Source organism: Mycobacterium sp. TH-M11 (genome assembly GCF_057473725.1).
The window spans coordinates 1-17560 of sequence record NZ_JBYCLD010000211.1; the positions used below are offsets into that span (position 1 = coordinate 1).

Below are 17560 nucleotides of genomic sequence, written 5' to 3' on the forward strand. Positions count from 1 at the left end.
TCGACATGCACGCCTACACGCTCAAAGAGCCCTACGGCGTCGTCGGCCTGATCTTCCCGTGGAACGGCCCGATCTTCAACGCCAGCGCCAAGCTCGCACCTGCGCTGGCCGCCGGCGGCAGCCTGCTCGTCAAACCCGCTGAAGAAACCCCACTTTCGGCGTTGCTGCTCGACAGGCTAGTCCACCAGGCCGGCGTCCCCGAGGGCGTGGTCAACCTGCTGACCGGCTACGGCCACACCGCGGGCGCGGCGATCACCAACCACCCGGACGTCGAGAAGGTCGCCTTCACCGGCTCTACCGAGGTCGGCAAGGAGATCGTCCGGGCGTCGGCGAACAACCTCAAGAAGGTCACGCTCGAACTCGGCGGCAAGTCGCCGGTTTTGATCTTCAACGACGCCGACCTCGACAAGGCCATCCTGATGGCGTCGCTGGGCATCTTCGTGCACTCCGGTCAGGGCTGCGTCTGCGGATCGCGAATCTTCGCCCAGCGCGGTGTGTATGACCGTGTAGTAGAAGGCGTTTCGATGATGGCCAACACCTTCAAGCTGGGCGCGCCCAGCGAAGAGGGCTGCGTCAGCGGCCCGCTGATCAGCCAGAAGCAGCTGACCCGGGTAATGGGCTTCATCGACGAGGGCAAAAGGGACGGAGTCGAGGTCGTCACCGGGGGCCACCGGCTGGACCGCAAGGGCTACTTCGTGCATCCGACGGTGTTGACCAATGTCGACCCGGGCATGCGGCTCTACCAGCAGGAGATCTTCGGCCCGGTGGTCAGCATCCTGCCGTTCGACGACGAGGACGAGGCCATCGCGCTGGCCAACGACACCAGCTACGGCCTGGCCGCCACCGCCTACACCGAGAACCTCAGCCGCGCCCACCGGCTCGTCAAGCGTATGCAGGCGGGCAGCGTGCAGGTCAACTGCCAGTTGGTCTTTGACCACGACGTGCCGTTCGGCGGACACAAGCAGTCCGGCTGGGGACACGAGTTCGGCAAAGAGGGCATCGATATGTACATGAAGACCAAGTCGGTCTGGATGCAACTCTAGGCACGTATTGTCTGCCCATGGCGCAGACAACCGAGGCCCGGCTGAATTCGTATGCGCCGGTCGCCCTGTCGGTGTTCCGGATCGTCTTCGGGTTGTTGTTCCTCAGTCATGGGCTGTCCTCGGTGATCGGCTGGCCCGCGACGAGTCACGCTGCACCCGTTGGACAATGGCCGGAGTTCTACGCCGGCTGGATCGAGCTGATCACCGGTACCCTGATCACCCTCGGATTGTCCACCCGGCCCGCGGCGTTCCTGGCGTCCGGCGAGATGGCGATCGCCTATTTCACCGTGCACTTCCCCCATGGGTTCTGGCCGATCAACAACCACGGCGAGGACTCGGTGCTGTTCTGCTTCGCCTTCCTGCTGCTTGTCTTCACCGGCGGCGGCCGCTATGCGATCCGGGATCGACGGCGAATTTGGTTGCGGCGCTGAGCCTTAACGCAGCGTCGCGAAAAACGCGCGGACGTCGTCGACGAACAATTCCGGTTGCTCGAAAGCGGCGAAGTGACCCCCGCGCGGCATCGTCGTCCAGTGCGTGATGTTGTAGGCGGCATCGCACCAAGCTCGCGGGGTCCGCAAGATCTCTTTCGGAAAGGCCGCGACTCCGGTCGGCAGCTCCACCCGGCCATCGCTGACGAACTTGTTGAAGCTCTCCCAATACAGGCGGGCCGATGATGCGCCGCTTCCGGTGACCCAGTACAGCATCACGTTGTCGAGCAATTCGTCCTTGGTGAGCACATTTTCGGGGTGTCCGTCGCAGTCCGCCCACGCCCAGAATTTCTCCACGATCCACGCCATCTGGCCCACCGGCGAGTCGACCAATCCATAACCCAACGTCTGCGGCCGGGTGGACTGCTGCTTGGAGTAGCCCGTGCCCCACTTGCGATGTTCCATGTACGCCGCCAGCGCCTGTTGATCGTCCTCGGAGAACTCCGCATTACCCGCCGGCTTCGCGATCGGCATGTTCAGGTGGATGCCTGCGCAGCGACCCCCGTTGCGGCCGATCTGAGTAGTCACCGCGGCACCCCAGTCGCCGCCCTGCGCGCCGTAGCGGTGGTAACCGAGCCCGCCGACCAGCGTCTCCCACACCTGGGCGATCTTCTCCACACCCCAGCCGGTGCCGGTGGGCTTACCGGAAAACCCGTACCCGGGCAGTGACGGGCAGATCACGTGGAAGGCATCCTCGGCGCGGCCCGACGGCGGGTTGACCAGCGGCTCGATCACCTTGTGAAACTCCACCACCGAACCGGGCCAGCCGTGGGTGATCAGCAGCGGCAGCGCGTCGTCGTGCGCAGAACGCTGATGGATGAAATGAAGGTCCAGCCCGTCGATTTCGGTGACGTAGTGGTCGAAGCGGTTCAGCGCGGCTTCCCGGGCGCGCCAGTCGTAGCCGTCGGCCCAGTAGTCGGCCAGCTCGCGGGTGTAGCTCAGCGGGATGCCCTGGCTCCAGTCGCCGACAGTCTCGGCCTCGGGCCACCGGGTGCGCGCGAGCCGCTCGGCCAGATCGTCGAGAACGTCGGCGGGAACGTCGATGCGGTAGGGCCTGATTTCCAACATAGCCTTCATCATGCAGGCACCCACTCAGCCGTCGAGGCCGAGGTCCGCACGGAACCGTTTCATGCCGTCGACCTTCTGCGCCAGCGTGGCGTCCGGCCCGGAATAGAACATCCAGGGCATGGTTAAAATTCCGGTGATGCCGGCGTCCTCGGCCCGCTGGTAGTGGGCGGGCGTGAACGCGTCGGTCAGCGGCGTCAAGATGGTGAAATCATGCATATGCAAGCCTTTTTCGGCCCGTAACTGACGTATCCGGTTAGTGGCCGTGATCGCCTGTTCGGTGTTGATCAGGTCGCCGATCCAGCCGTCGTATCGCGCTGCACGACGCAACGCGATCTCGCTGAGCCCGCCAACGTAGATCGGAATCCGTGGCGGCGTGGGCTGCATTTCGAGCCTGGGCGTCTGATAGAACTCGCCGTCGAATTCCGTCCAGCCCGGCGACCACAACGTCCGCATCAGAGTCAGCATTTCGTCGGTGCGTTTGCCGCGCTTGGCGAACGGCTGCTCCATCAGGTCGAATTCTTCTTCACACCAGCCGACACCGATACCGAGCTCCACCCGTCCATCGGCCAGATACGCCGCGGTGCCAATGGCTTTGGCAGCCGAATACGGATTGCGCATCGCCGGGATGTAGACCGTGGTGACGAACCGCAGCCGGGTCGTCACCTGCGCCAGCGAGCCGACCAGCACCCACGGGTCGGGCCATTCGGTGAACGGTTGCCAACGGCGCTCACCGTCCGGGGTGTAGGGGTACGGGGTGTTCAGCGTTTCCAGGTTGACGATGTGATCGGGGATCGCCATGCCGTCGTAGCCGAGATCGTCGGCCACTTTGGCGACCTCGACAATCTCCTTGGTGTTCAGAAACGCGCTGCTGACGTAGAACTTCATTCGCCCGCCCGCGCCCACGACGGCGTGATGAAGATCCCCTCGGCTTCGACGGTCACCCCGTCGGCGTCGGAAAGATGGCCGGCGACAAAAGATTTGACGCCCTCGGTGCGTTCGACGGCGGCGTCGGCGCGCAACCTGCCCAGCGGCGTCCCGCGGACGAATCGCAGCGTGAGGGTGCCGGTGAACAGCGGCTTGGTCAGACCCGAACTGGCGGCCTCACCGAGTACGTGGTCGAGCACCAGGGCGCAGACGCCCCCGTGCACCCAGCCGGGCGGGCCTTCGTAGGCGGAGTTGAGGGTGAACTCGCTCCAGCACGAGGAACCGTCGGCACTGTGCGCGACAACCAGCGGGGGTGCGATCGCATTGCGCAAGCCGATCACCGCGTTGCCCCACACCACGGGCCGTCCCCCGACCGCGCGGCGCACGACGCGCACCTCGTCACGTTCTCTGCTGCGCAACATATCTGTGGCCGTTCGGATCGCGGTGCGGGCAGCGTCGATCGAGTCGGGCTCGGCTTCGGTCTTCAATGCCGCGTCGATCAGCGCGCGGACATCCTCGGTCAGCGGGCCGTAGATCGCCGCAAGCCGGTCATGCTCGTCGGCGCTCATCACTTCATAGGAGATATTCGCGTCCAACCCCGCCTCCTCGCGCTCGTGGCGGGCATCCTTCAGCAGCCGACCGTTACTTCTTTACTAACACCGCCGACCGGCGCACCCGGCGACCGGGTGTGGCTCATTCGTCGAAGATCTTGTGCACGACGGCTTTTGCGCGCCGCGTGACCCGCAGGTAGTTATCCAGGAACTCGCCGCCATCGCCGTTGCGCGCCCAGCCGGCGGCCACCGCCACCGTGTTGAGCAGCCGTCCGGGTCCGGGTAGCTGGTCGGTGGGTTTGCCGCGGACCAGCACCAGGGCGTTGCGCGCGCGCGTCGCAGTCAGCCACGCCTGCCGCAGCAGGTCGGCGTCCTCACCGGTGATCAGCCCGGCGTCGGCGGCCGCATCCAGGCTTTCCAGCGTCGAGGTGTTGTGCAGCGCCTCGATCTCGCTGGCGTAGCGCAACTGCAGCAGCTGCACGGTCCACTCGATGTCGGCCAATCCCCCGCGACCGAGTTTGGTGTGGGTCTTCGGGTCGGCCCCACGCGGCAGCCGCTCGGAGTCGATGCGGGCTTTCATCCGTCGGATCTCCCGGACCGCCTCGGCAGACACCCCGCCGGCGGGATACCGCGTCTTGTCGGCCAAGTGCAGGAAGCGGCGGCCCAGCTCCGCGTTGCCGGCAACCGCGTCGGCGCGCAGCAGCGCCTGGATCTCCCAGGGCTGTGCCCACTGCCCGTAGTACGCCTCGTACGACGCGAGCGTACGGACCAAGGGGCCGCTGCGGCCCTCGGGCCTCAAGTTGGCGTCGACCTCCAACGGCGGGTCAGAGCTGGGCGTGCCGAGCAGCGCACGGATCTGCTCGGCCACCGTCACCGACCACTTCACCGCGTCAGAATCCTGCACGCCCGCCGCCGGTTCACAGACGAACAACACGTCGGCGTCGGACCCGTAGCCCAGTTCGCGGCCACCGAGGCGGCCCATCCCGATCACCGCGATCGCGGCCGGGGCCTCGCCGCTCTGGGGAAGATTGACCTTGATCACCGCATCCAGTGCGGCCTGCAGCACCGCGACCCAGACCGCGGTCAGCGCCGCGCACACGTCGGTGACGTCGAGCAGGCCCAGTAGATCCGCCGATCCGATGCGCGCCAATTCACGTCGGCGCAGCGAGCGCGCGACGGCGATGGCACGAACCGGGTCGCTCTGCCGGGCGGCCGAAGCCACCAGCGCACCAGCCACCGCCTCGGGGTCGACGTCCAGCAACTTCGGCCCCTCCGGGCCATCACTGTAGTTCTGCACGACCTCCGGAGCGCGCATCAGCAGCTCCGGCACGTAGGTCGACGTGCCCAGCACGTGCATCAATCGCTTGGCCACTGAAGGCTTGTCACGCAGCGTGGACAGATACCAGCGTTGGGAGACCATCACCTCGCTGAGCCGGCGGTAGGCCAGCAGCCCGGCATCGGGGTCAGGGGTGCCCGAGAGCCAGTCCAACAAACGGGGCAACAGCACCGATTGCACGCGCCCCCGCCGCCCGCTCAGGTTGATCAGCGCAGAAAGGTGCGCCAGGGCGCTGTGCGGGGCCTCGTAGCCGAGGGCGGCCAGCTGACGCTCGGCGGCCGCGGGTGTCATCCCCCCGGAGAACTCCAGGCCTTCTGGCGCAAGCGATTCCAGCAGCGGTTGGTAGAACAGCTTGGTGTGCAGCCGCGACACCCGGAGGTGGTGCCGCTTCAGTTCGTCGCGCAGCACTTCGAGCCTGTCGTGACTGCCGTCGGGACGGACGTGCGCCGCCCGAGCCAGCCAGCGCATCGCCTCGTCATCGTCGGCGGCCGGCAGCATGTGCGTACGCTTGAGCCGCTGCAACTGCAGCCGGTGCTCGAGCAGACGCAGGAACTCGTACGACGCAGTCAGATTCGCCGCGTCGTCACGACCGACGTACCCGCCGGCGCCCAGCGCGGCCAGCGCGTCGACCGTCGAGGCCACATGCAGGGACTCGTCGTTGCGTCCGTGTACGAGTTGCAGCAGTTGCACCGCAAACTCGACGTCGCGCAGCCCGCCGGTGCCGAGTTTGAGCTCACGACTCCGCACGACGGCGGGCACCAACTGCTCCACGCGTCGGCGCATCGACTGGACCTCGGGCACGAAATCCTTACGCTCGCAGGCATTCCACACCATCGGCATCAAGGTGTCGATGTAGCGTTTGCCCAACTCGGCGTCTCCGGCAGCCGGACGTGCTTTGAGCAACGCCTGAAACTCCCACGTTTTCGCCCACTGTTGGTAGTAGGCGACATGTGAGTCGAGGGTGCGGACCAGTTCGCCGTGCCGTCCCTCCGGGCGGAGACCGGCGTCGACCTGAAAGAAGGCCTCCGACGCCAGCCGTATCAGCTCGCCGGCGATTCGGGCGGAGACCGGGTCGGCCGGTTCGGCAACGAAGATGACATCGACATCGCTGACGTAATTGAGTTCGCGCGCACCGCATTTGCCCATTGCAATGACTGCCAGCCGGGGCGGAACGCCCTCGCCGCAGACAGTGGTTTGGGCGACCGTCAGCGCCGCGCCGAGCGCGGCATCGGCGAGATCGGCCAGGTGAGCTCCGACCGCCGGGAAGGGCAGCACCGGCTCGTTCTCGACGACCGGCGCCAGATCCATCGCGGCCAGCACCAACAACCGGTTTCGGTACAGCTCGCGTAGCCGCCAAGCGGGCGAACCCGCAGCGGTCGAGGGTTCGGCGACGCATTCGGTGAATTCGGCCCGCAATTTCTCGGGCGAGGGCAGTTTCACGTTGCCCTGCAACAGATGCCAGGCCTGCGGGTGGGCAACCAGATGATCGCCCAACGCCAGCGAAGACCCGAGCACACCGAACAGCCGGCCACGCAGGCAGCGGTCGGTGGCCAGTGCCTGGTTGAGCTCAGCCCACCCGTCGCCGAGGGCCTCGGCGAGCCGGACTAGCGCGCACAGGGCGGCGTCGGCGTCGGGTGCCCGCGACAGCGACCACAGCAGATCGATGCGCTCCTCGGTGTTCCAGCCCAGCTGTGCCAAATTGGCGCTCGCGCGGTCGTCGACCAACCCGAGGCGACCGAGGCCGGGGACCTTTGGCCGTTCCGTCACTGGTTGGTTCACGCCCTTGACGGTAGCGCAGTCCTCCGCAGATCTGGTTGCGCCCTTACCACCGCGGTCTACCTACAGCGAGAGGTAGGTCTTCAGCTCGAAGGGCGTGACGTGCCGGCGGTAATTGGCCCACTCCGTGCGCTTGTTGCGCAGAAAGAAGTCGAACACGTGCTCCCCCAGCGCCTCTGCGACGAGCTCGGAGCTCTCCATGGCCCGCAGCGCCTCGTCAAGGCTGGACGGCAGTTCGCGATACCCCATCGCGCGACGCTCAGTCGGCGTGAGATCCCAGACATTGTCCTCAGCCTGCGGACCCAGGACGTAGCCCTTTTCCACGCCGCGCAATCCGGCCGCCAGCAGCACGGCGAAGGCCAGGTAGGGGTTGCAGGCCGTGTCCGGGCTGCGCACCTCGATGCGTCGCGATGAGGTCTTGTGCGGGCTGTACATCGGGATGCGGACCAGCGCTGAGCGGTTGGCCGCTCCCCACGACGCTGCGGTGGGCGCTTCGCCGCCGAGTACCAGCCGTTTGTAGGAGTTGACCCATTGATTGGTGACGGCGCTGATCTCGCTGGCGTGCTCGAGAATGCCGGCGATGAACGACTTGGCGACGTCCGATAGCTGCAGTGGATCATCCGGGCTGTGGAAGGCGTTGACCTCGCCCTCGAACAAACTCATGTGAGTGTGCATGGCCGAGCCGGGATGTTGGCCGAAAGGCTTGGGCATGAACGTCGCTCGCGCTCCCTCGTTGAGCGCGACCTCCTTGATCAGGTACCGGAACGTCATCACGTTGTCGGCCATTGACAGCGCGTCGGCGAAGCGCAAGTCGATCTCCTGCTGGCCGGGGGCACCTTCGTGGTGGCTGAACTCCACCGAGATGCCCATCGATTCCAGCGCGTCGATCGCATGGCGACGGAAGTTGGAGGCAGAGTGCACGGCCTGGTCGAAGTAACCCGCGGTGTCGGCCGGCACTGGTTCGGTTCCGTCTTCGGGACCGGCTTCCAAGAGGAAGAACTCGATCTCGGGATGCACGTAGCAGGAGAAACCCAGGTCGTTGGCTTTACCCAGCTGACGACGCAGGACGTGGCGCGGGTCGGCCCATGACGGCGAGCCGTCGGGCATTTTGATGTCGCAGAACATCCGGGCCGAGTGGTGGTGACCGGTGCGGGTGGTCCAGGGCAGCACCTGAAACGTCGACGGGTCGGGATGCGCGACGGTGTCGGACTCCGAAACCCGGGCGAAGCCCTCGATGGACGACCCGTCGAAGCCGATGCCTTCTTCGAACGCGCCCTCGAGTTCAGCGGGTGCGATCGCGACCGATTTGAGGAAACCGAGCACGTCGGTAAACCACAGACGGACGAATCGGATGTCCCGTTCTTCCAACGTGCGGAGCACGAATTCCTTTTGTCGATCCATACTCCGAACAGTATGCATGCCGGGTTAAGTTTGTGTTACCGGCACGGCCTAACACCGTAAGTTTCCCGGCTCGATGCCGTCGACCAAGTAACGCACCACCGCGTTGTCCACGCACGCGTTCCCATTGAACGTCACGGTGTGTTGGGTGCCCTCGAAGGTGATCAGATCGGCTCCCAGTTGGTGGGCCAGGTTGACGCCGGCTTGGTAGGGGGTCGCCGGGTCGTGCGTGGTGGACACGACGATCACTTTGCCGGGGGCCACCGGCGCGGCCGGATGCGGCGCCGACGTCGCCGGCACCGGCCACAGCGCGCACAGGTCGCGCGGCGCGTGACCGGTGAACTGGCCGTACGACGAGAACGGCGCGACCTGACGAATCCGCTGGTCGGTCTCGGCCCATGTCGCCGGATCGGTCGGCTCGGGTGCGTCGACGCAGCGGATCGCGTTGAACGCGTCCTGCGAGCTGTTGTAGTGCCCCTGGGCGTCGCGACCGTAATACTCGTCGGCCAGCACCAGCAGGTCCCCGGGATCGGTACCGCGACGCAGCCCGAGCAGACCGCTGGTCAGGTATTTCCAGAACTGCGGGGTGTAGAGCGCGTTGATGGTGCCCGTGATCGCGTCGGAATAGCCCAGCGGCCGGCCTTCGGACGTCGGGGCGGGCCGGGTCACCAGCGGGTCGATCAACTGGTGGTAGCGGGCCGCCCACTGGTTCGGGTCGGTGCCCAGTGGGCAGTCGGTCGAGCGGGCGCAGTCCGCGGCGTAATCGTTGAACGCGGTCTGGAATCCGGACTGCTGGTTGATCAGCTCGTCGATCGGGCCGATGCTCGGGTCGATGGCGCCGTCGAGCACCATCGCCCGGACGTGGTCACCGAAGCGTTCGAGGTAGGCGGTACCCAGTTCGGTGCCATAGCTGTAGCCCAAGTAGTTGATCTGGTCGTCGCCGAGCGCTTCGCGGACGGCATCCATATCGCGCGCGGCAGAAGCGGTGCCGACGTTCTCCAGGAAAGCCGAGCCGTTGCGCGCGACGCAGCGTTGCGCGATCTGCCGGTAGATCTGCTCGATGTGCGCCACCCCTGCGGGGCTGTAGTCGACCATCGGGTCGCGGCGGTAGGCGTCGAACTCCGCGTCGGTCTGGCAGCGCACCCCGGGCGTGGAATGACCGACGCCGCGCGGGTCGAAGCCGACGAGGTCAAACCGGCGGCTGATCTCGGAGCCCGCCAGGTCCGGCCCCATCGCAGCGACCATGTCGACCGCCGACGCGCCGGGTCCGCCCGGGTTGACCAGCAACGCGCCGATCCGCGGCCCGGTCGCCGGAATCCGGATAACGGCCAGTTGCACTTGCGCGCCGCCAGGATTCGCGTAGTCGACCGGGACTTCGACGGTCCCGCACTGCGCGCTGGGCACGTCGTTGGAACTCTTGACGACCTGGTGGCAACCGCCCCATTTCAGCTGCGGCGCCCGGCCCGGCTGCGGCGCGGCCGGTCCGGGTGTCGGGCCCACGTCATATCCCGGCGTCGCCCCGGCCGGCGGAGTCGCGGACACCGTCAAGGAGGTCGACAGCATGAGCGAAAGCAGCGCAAAGCTCATCCGCCTCGTGCGCCCCATAGTGGTCAATCGTGGCACGCGTCGGCCACAGGCCGTGATCGGTATTGGTCACACCTTGATCTCGTTATTGGCCCTGTTGACATTGACCGTGCCGTCGCCGGCACCGTCAGCACCTGGCCCCTTTCGACGGTACGGTGCCGCTGACCAGGTAGGCCGTCGCGTAGTCGTCGATGCAGCTGTTGCCCTGGAATACCACCGTGTGCTGGGTGCCGTCGTAGGTGAGCAACCCGCCCTTCAACTGGCTCGCCAGGTCGACGCCGGCCTGATACGGCGTCGCCGGGTCGTGGGTAGTGGACACCACCAGCGTCGGCGTCAGTCCCGGCACCGAGACCAGGTGCGGCTTGCTCGTTGGCGGCACCGGCCAGAACGCGCACGTGCCCAGCGGTGCGTCGCCGGTGAACTTCCCGTAGTTCATGAACGGTGCGACCTCGCGAGAGCGGCGGTCTTCGTCGATGACCTTGGCGCGGTCCTTGACCGGCGGCTGGTCCACACAGTTGACCGCGACCCGCGCGTCGGTGGAGTTGTTGTAATGGCCGCGCTTGTCGCGGCGCATGTAGAGGTCGGCCAGTTCGAGCATGGTGTCGCCGCGGTGGTGGGCCATCTCGGTCAATGCGCTCGTCAGATGGTGCCAGAACGTCGGCGAGTACAGCGCCATGATGGTGCCGATGATCGCGTCGCTGTAGCTCAGTCCACGCGGATCTTTGGTGCGCATGGGTATGCCACGCATCGGGTCGTTCTTATCGACCATCGGGTAGGTCAGATCGTGGTAGATGTCAACGGCTTTGGCCGGGTCGGTGCCCAGTGGGCAGGTCGGCGACTTGGCGCAGTCTTTCGCATAGTCGTCGAAGGCATCCTGAAAACCCTTGGCCTGCCGCAAATCTGATTCGACCGGGTCGGCGTTGGGGTCGATGGCGCCATCGAGGATCATCGCCCGGATGTTCCTGGGGAAGGCTTCGGCGTACGCGGCGCCGATCCGGGTGCCATAGGAGTAACCCAGGAACGTCAGCTTGTTGTCGCCCAACGCTTCCCGGATGGCATCGAGATCACGGGCGACGTTCTCGGTACCGACGTTCGCCAGGAATTTCTTGCCCATCTTTGCGACGCAGCGGGCGACGTACTCTTTGGTTTGCTGTTCGATGTGCGCAACGCCCGCCGGGCTGTAGTCGGCTTGAGTTTCCTGGCGCAGCTTGTCGTTGTCGGCGTCGGAGTTGCACCAGAGCGCCGGCCGCGAAGTCGCCACTCCGCGCGGATCGAAGCCGACCAGGTCGAATCGCTCCCGAATCGTCGGCGGCAACGATTGCACGAGCCCCACAGCGGCTTCGATGCCGGACTCCCCCGGGCCGCCGGGGTTGATCACCAGCGAGCCGATCTTGTCGCGGGTCGCGGGAAAGCGAATGAGTCCCAGCGTCGTCGCGTCACCATTGCGATGCCGGTAGTCGACCGGCACCGCGAGTTTGCCGCACTGGACCCCACCCGGCAGCTTCGCCGGGGCGCCACCGCCGCCGGCGACCCGGCACGGGCCCCACTCCACCGGCTGGCCGACCCTGGGCCCGTACATCACCGCGCGACCCTTGACGACCTGCGTGCAGCCGGCCGCTGTGACCGCGACGACCGCCAACGCAGTCCAGATCAGCATCCTGCGCGCGATCTTGCCGCGGCGAAAGGTCCCCATGTCAGACATGGTGCCACGTGTTGGCGCGGGCTCCCGGTCGCTGGCCGTCTACCGTGTCGCGAGCAGCAGTTCTTCCATTCCGACGGCAAAGTCGTCGGCCAGTTCCCACAAATCCGGCAACAACTCGGGGCAGGCGATGATCCCGACATCGAGTTTGCCGGTCAGCGACATCACTGTGATGTTGAGGCCCGAGCCCTGGAAGATCGGCCCCAGTGGGTACATGGCCTTGACCTCACTGCCCAGAAAATAGAGCGGCACCTGCGGGCCGGGCACATTGGATATCACCAGATTGTGCACCGGAATGCGCTTGGTCAGGCTGGTCCGGGCGTAGGCCCGCATAGCCATCCCGAATACCGCCGGCGCGGCGAACTGCGACCAGTCCTGCAGAAGCGTGGCTTTGATCGCCGAACTATGTTGCTTGGCGACCACATTCGCTTCAGCGATGGCCTTGATCCGCTCGACCGGGTCGGCGATGTGGGTTTGCAGGCTGGCGAACATTCCCGAAACCTGGTTGCGTCCCGGCCGATCCGACTTGCCGTGCACGGACACCGGCACCATGGCCACCAGCGACGAGTCCGGCAGCTCGCCGCGGTCGAGCAGGAATTGCCGCAGCACGCCCGAGACCAACGCCATCACCACGTCGTTGACCTTGACGTTGAAGTAGTCCTTGACCGTCTTGACGTCCTCGAGGTCCAACTGCGCGTAAGCGATGTTGCGATGCGCGGTGATGGTGTCGTTGAACGCCGTCCGAGGCGCCGCGAACGGCGGTGCCATCGTCTGACCACTGCGCGCCCGCAATGCCGTTTTGACCACTGTCGATGCGGTGCCGGTCAGCGCACTGGCGAAGCGCAGCGGCCGGGCCGCGAATTTCACCGCGCCGGTCAACGCGATCTCGAGTTCGCTGGCGCCGCCGACACCCTCGACCGGCTCCGGGGCGGGCGCGTCGGCCTCAGTGCTGCACAGCTGCGACATCAGGTTGGCGCCGGTCACCCCGTCTACCGCGGCGTGGTGCACCTTGGTCATCACCGCGAGCCGGCCACCCTGGTGGGCGTCGGTGCCGGCAACCCCCTCGATCACCCACATCTCCCACAACGGGCGGGTGCGGTCCAGCGGCAACGAGGCGATATGGCCGGCGATCTCGGCGAGCTCGACCCGCCCGCCCGGTGGCGGCAGACCGATCCGGTGCAGGTGCCGGTTCACGTCGAAGTCGTTGTCCTCCACCCACACCGGATGGTCGAGGTTGAAGGCGCTGTCGGCCAGCTTCTCGCGGAACTCCGGCATTGCCTTGACCCGCAATGCCAATTCGTCGCGCAGCCGGTCGAAGGTGTAGCCGCCCGGCATCGTCGAGGTGTCCAGTTCGAGGATCGAGCAGACATGCAACGGCTGCGCGGGGGTTTCCAGATACAGGAAGCTGGCATCGAGTCCGCTGAGGCGCTGCATCCGCCGATGGTATGTCTGCCGCCAAGGGCCGGTACCAGAATCGCCCGATGGGCCCTGCTGTGAGGAAATCCACTGGGCCGACAGTCCACACAGATGATCTGAAGTGGCACACTGAGCGGGTCAGACGAACCCGGGGACCCGGATGGGCCTCGAGGATCGACCAGGCCACACCTAAGGACAACGATGTCTGAACAGACTGTTTATGGTGCCCATTGCTCGAGCCCGCGGGCCAGGACCCGCATTCACCATCTGCAGAAAATGAAGGCCGAAGGCGACAAGTGGGCCATGCTCACCGCCTACGACTACTCCACCGCCCGGGTCTTCGATGAGGCAGGCATCCCCGTGCTGCTGGTTGGCGACTCGGCCGCCAACGTCGTCTACGGCTACGACACCACGGTGCCCGTCTCCGTCGACGAACTGATCCCATTGGTGCGCGGTGTCGTGCGCGGCGCGCCGCACGCCCTGGTGGTCGCCGATCTGCCGTTCGGCAGCTACGAGGCCGGCCCCGCCGCCGCACTCGATGCCGCGATCCGCTTCATGAAGGAAGGGGGCGCACACGCGGTCAAGCTGGAAGGCGGCCAACGAGTCGCCCCGCAGATCGCGACGCTGACCGCGGCCGGCATCCCGGTGATGGCGCACATCGGCTTCACCCCGCAGAGCGTCAACACCCTGAGCGGTTTCCGGGTGCAGGGTCGCGGAGACGCCGCCGAGCAGACCATCCACGATGCGATTGCCGTCGCCGAAGCCGGTGCCTTCGCCGTGGTGATGGAGATGGTGCCGGCCGAACTGGCAACCCAGATCACCGGCAAGCTGACCGTCCCGACAGTCGGGATCGGTGCCGGGCGCAACTGCGACGCCCAGGTGCTGGTGTGGCAGGACATGGCCGGACTCACCAACGGCAAGACGGCCAAGTTCGTCAAGCGCTTCGGTGATGTCGGCGGCGAATTGCACCGCGCCGCAACGCAGTACGCAGCCGAAGTCGCGTCCGGGACATTTCCCGACGACGAGCACAGCTTCTAGCCGCCTGGTTGACAGGGACGGGAACGTGGCACGCTAACGGCCATGCCTCCCAGTGCTCCTACGCGCCATCTCGAGGTCGAGCGCAAGTTCGACGTCGACACCGCTACGCAGCCACCGCCATTCGATGACCTCGCCGGCGTCACCCGGGTGGAGCAGGCCGACACGCAGACGTTGGATGCCGTCTACTTCGACACCCCGGATCGCGACCTGGCCGTCAACCGAATCACGTTGCGGCGGCGCACCGGTGGATCCGACGCCGGCTGGCACCTCAAGCTGCCGGCGGGTCCGGACTCCCGCACCGAGGTACGGGCGCCACTGGATGAGGCTGAGCATCACCAGGTGCCGGCCGAACTGCTGGACTTGGTGCTTGCGATCGTCCGTGATCGCCCAGTGGCTCCGGTGGCACGGATCAGCACCATCCGCCGGCTTCAACTGCTGCACGGCGCCGATGACGCGGTCGTCGCCGAGTTCTGCGACGACCAGGTTAACGCGGGCCAGGGCGCCGATGGTGCCGTCGCCCAACAGCGATGGCGTGAGTGGGAACTCGAACTCGTCGGCGACGACATCGCATTGATGAACCGGTTGTCCGATCGGCTGTTGCACGCCGGTGCGGAGCCGGCCAGCGTCGGCTCCAAGCTGGCGCGGGTGCTCGACACGGCACCGAAGGACCTACCGGCGGAGTCGCTGCACCGGGCAATGGCCGAACAGATCGGCCGGCTGCTGGTGTGGGATCGTGCGGTGCGCGCCGAGGCCGATGATGCCGTGCACCAGATGCGGGTGACGGCCCGCACGATCCGTAGTCTGCTGCAGGCCTCGCCGGATTCTTTCGGGCTCACCGGCGATGCGCCGATCATCGACGAACTTCGTGAGCTGGGCAGCGTGCTCGGCGTCGCCCGCGACGCCGAGGTGCTGGCCGCCCGGTACCGCAGCGCCCTCGACGATGTGCCACCAGAGCTGGTCCGCGGACCGATCCGGCAGCGCTTGGTCGGCGGCGCCGAACAGCGCTACCGCACCGGCCTTCGACATGCCTTGGCGGCCATGCGGGTACCGCGATACTTCCGTCTGCTCGACGGGCTGGACGCACTGATCACCACACCGCCGTCGGCCGAGGGCAAGCCGGTCCCGACCACCGTGGCCGCCGCCGGGAAGAAGGTCCGGAAGGCGGCCAAGGCTGCGCGACGGGCCTCCGGCGCAGCCGATCGCGACCATGCGATTCACCGAATCCGTAAACGCGCCAAGCGCCTTCGCTATACCGCGGACGCCGTCGGTGCAAAGGCGGTGGCCAAGCGGGCCAAGAAGCTGCAATCGCTACTCGGCGATCACCAGGACAGCGTGGTCAGCCGCAGGCATCTGAGCGAGCAGGCCGCGGCCGCGCACGCCGCGGGCGAGGACACCTTCACCTACGGGTTGCTGTTTCAGCGGGAGGACGACCTGGCGGTCGAGCGCCGACAGCAGCTCAAGCCGAAGCTGGCCACGTTGCACCAAGCGGTGCGCAAGCTCTGACGGGGCGGACGAGTTGGCCTGTAAGCCGGATTCTGTTCCGCGTCAACAACTAACGCGGCGGCGACCATCCATCTGGACACACCGTCGCCGGGTGCCTCGAGCGGTCTACCCGCAGGCTCGGGCGAGCAACCCTCGAACGCCTGCGCGACCGCACCGGAGTGCGGTCTTCTTGACCTTGCTTCGGGTGGGGTTTGCCTAGCCACTCCGGTCACCCGGAGCGCTGGTGCGCTCTTACCGCACCGTTTCACCCTTACCACCGTGACGGTGGCGGTTTGTTTTCTGTGGCACTTTCCCGCGAGTCGCCTCGGATTGCCGTTAGCAATCACCCTGCTCTGTGAAGTCCGGACTTTCCTCGACTCGGCGCTGCGTGAGCCCGAGCCGCGGCCGCCCAGCCAACTCGTCCGCGCTAACACCGTACTCGTTGAGCAATCCGCCGGCCAGCGGCCATCTATGCGGCGTGTAGGCCGGAGATCGCTATCTGCACGGCGACTTCCATCTCGCTGATCTCCATCCGCCCAGCCGGTCCCCGAACCGGAGGCGCCCCAGAACGATAAACCATTCCAGTCGGGGTGGTGTATTGCGCTGTGTGTCTGCCGGTTTCGTCAATATGCGTGCTGACTTTCCAGCCGGCGACCTCTTTGACGTAGTTGCAGCGTTCGCACAATCCCTGCCCGTTGGCCACGCTGGTCGGGCCCCCGCTCGCCGACGGCCGAGCATGGTCGAGATGGCGGATCGGCGCGTCGCAGTACGGCGTCCGGCAGCGTTGATCCCGGAACTTGATGAATGTCGCCAGCCCGCGCGGAAACAGCCTCGCTCGCGACTCCATAGCCACCAAAGCTCCGGAGGACGGGCGCGCATAGAGTCGGCGCAGCGTAGCCCGCGACCGCTCATCGCCGACGGCGGCCGAGACCAACCCGCGTGCGACCGCCGCCGGGACCGGACCGTAACCGGAGACCTCGGCAGGCTCATTGGAGTGGCCCAGCAGGGTTTCATCGGACAGCACCAGGTTGACCGCGATCGGTGTCGGTGTTGTCACGCTGCGGCCGATGGCACGTTCGACGAGGGTGTCGGCCATGACCTGGCCGCAGGATCGGCCGTCGAATGTGGTGTCGGCTGCCCGACTCAGCGCCGCGTACACCGAGACGCCCTGGGCAACCGGCAACAGCGCGGTCAGATAGGTCATAGCGTCGGGCGCGGGCCGGATGCTCACCGAGCGGTCGGTTTCGGCTTTAGCGGCTCGGTCGACAACTGCGTGCGGGTCGAGTCGGTAGGCGATCGCTTTTGCCGCAGCCGCTACTCGCGCGTCGCCCAGCCCGTCTAAGGCGGCTGCGTGGGCGCACAATTCGGCATCCAGCGTGCGGCGGTCATCGACGTCTAGACATGCACTCTCGCGCACGATCAACGTGGCCCGCCATTCGCTCAGCACTCCGGCCTCCAGGGCAGCCAACGTATGCGGCATCTCGTTCACCAGGGCTTTGGCACAACCCAGATGCCGGTTACCGCGTGCCGGTGAATCCCGTCGGGCCAGCGCGACCTCGCCGGCGATTCCGCGGCCCCGGCGGGCGGCGGGGATGCCGGCAGCCGCCTCGGCCGCCCGGCGCGCGGCATCCAGCGCCGCCGCCGCACGAGCCTGACCCGCCGCCGCGGCGCTTTTGACCCGCTCCAACTCGGTGATGCGCTCGACCAGCGCCGACTCCGAGCAAGCCAGGTCGATCGTGACCAATGATTCGAACATA

Annotated in this window: 13 protein-coding genes and 1 other RNA gene; 4 read left to right on the top strand and 10 right to left on the bottom strand. The window is 66.6% G+C overall.

All coding sequences use genetic code 11. From position 1 onward, the window contains the following. Positions 1 to 1043, top strand: a 1043-nt coding sequence (locus tag AC2VOG_RS09110) for an aldehyde dehydrogenase family protein (RefSeq protein ID WP_486939585.1), incomplete at its 5' end; no start/stop codon positions are given. A 17-nt stretch (positions 1044 to 1060) separates the two neighbouring features. Beyond that, entirely contained in the window at positions 1061 to 1474 is a 414-nt protein-coding gene (locus AC2VOG_RS09115; RefSeq protein WP_486939586.1) for a DoxX family protein, read from the top strand. Positions 1475 to 1477: 3 nt separating this feature from the next. Here AC2VOG_RS09115 and AC2VOG_RS09120 read toward each other — a convergent pair whose 3' ends face one another. The 8 genes from AC2VOG_RS09120 to AC2VOG_RS09155 form a co-directional block, all read right to left on the bottom strand. Beyond that, positions 1478 to 2590, bottom strand: coding sequence for an epoxide hydrolase family protein (locus tag AC2VOG_RS09120; protein WP_486939596.1), 1113 nt, complete (start codon positions 2588 to 2590; stop codon positions 1478 to 1480). 33 nt (positions 2591 to 2623) lie between these two features. Beyond that, positions 2624 to 3484, bottom strand: a complete 861-nt coding sequence (locus AC2VOG_RS09125) for a TIGR03619 family F420-dependent LLM class oxidoreductase (RefSeq protein ID WP_486939597.1) — start codon at positions 3482 to 3484, stop codon at positions 2624 to 2626. Continuing rightward, the gene (locus AC2VOG_RS09130) at positions 3481 to 4119 is read right to left on the bottom strand and encodes a PaaI family thioesterase (protein WP_486939587.1); all 639 of its coding nucleotides are present in this window, start codon (positions 4117 to 4119) and stop codon (positions 3481 to 3483) included. The genes AC2VOG_RS09125 and AC2VOG_RS09130 overlap by 4 nt, the downstream gene beginning before the upstream one ends. A gap of 97 nt (positions 4120 to 4216) precedes the next feature. Continuing rightward, a complete protein-coding gene (locus AC2VOG_RS09135; protein WP_486939588.1) occupies positions 4217 to 7189 on the bottom strand; it encodes a bifunctional [glutamine synthetase] adenylyltransferase/[glutamine synthetase]-adenylyl-L-tyrosine phosphorylase in 2973 nt (990 codons plus the stop codon). 60 nt (positions 7190 to 7249) lie between these two features. Next, positions 7250 to 8587, bottom strand: a complete 1338-nt coding sequence (glnA, locus tag AC2VOG_RS09140; protein WP_486939589.1) for a type I glutamate--ammonia ligase — start codon at positions 8585 to 8587, stop codon at positions 7250 to 7252. 48 nt (positions 8588 to 8635) lie between these two features. Further along, a complete protein-coding gene (locus tag AC2VOG_RS09145; protein WP_486939590.1) occupies positions 8636 to 10189 on the bottom strand; it encodes an alpha/beta hydrolase in 1554 nt (517 codons plus the stop codon). A 106-nt stretch (positions 10190 to 10295) separates the two neighbouring features. After that, entirely contained in the window at positions 10296 to 11861 is a 1566-nt protein-coding gene (locus tag AC2VOG_RS09150) for an alpha/beta hydrolase (RefSeq protein ID WP_486939591.1), read from the bottom strand. Positions 11862 to 11909: 48 nt separating this feature from the next. After that, a complete protein-coding gene (locus tag AC2VOG_RS09155) occupies positions 11910 to 13301 on the bottom strand; it encodes a WS/DGAT/MGAT family O-acyltransferase (RefSeq protein WP_486939592.1) in 1392 nt (463 codons plus the stop codon). A gap of 183 nt (positions 13302 to 13484) precedes the next feature. On the opposite strand from AC2VOG_RS09155, the gene panB reads away from it, so the two are divergent. Continuing rightward, complete coding sequence (gene panB / locus AC2VOG_RS09160) at positions 13485 to 14321, top strand: 3-methyl-2-oxobutanoate hydroxymethyltransferase (protein WP_486939593.1); 837 nt, start codon at positions 13485 to 13487, stop codon at positions 14319 to 14321. 42 nt (positions 14322 to 14363) lie between these two features. Further along, positions 14364 to 15824 (top strand): CYTH and CHAD domain-containing protein, encoded by a 1461-nt coding sequence (locus AC2VOG_RS09165; RefSeq protein ID WP_486939594.1) that lies wholly within the window; start codon positions 14364 to 14366, stop codon positions 15822 to 15824. A 5-nt stretch (positions 15825 to 15829) separates the two neighbouring features. Here AC2VOG_RS09165 and rnpB read toward each other — a convergent pair. Together rnpB and AC2VOG_RS09175 are read right to left on the bottom strand one after the other, a co-directional pair. Next, positions 15830 to 16224: RNase P RNA component class A (gene rnpB, locus AC2VOG_RS09170), an RNA gene on the bottom strand. 48 nt (positions 16225 to 16272) lie between these two features. Then, positions 16273 to 17559, bottom strand: coding sequence for an HNH endonuclease (locus AC2VOG_RS09175; protein ID WP_486939595.1), 1287 nt, complete (start codon positions 17557 to 17559; stop codon positions 16273 to 16275). Position 17560 lies beyond the last annotated feature (1 nt).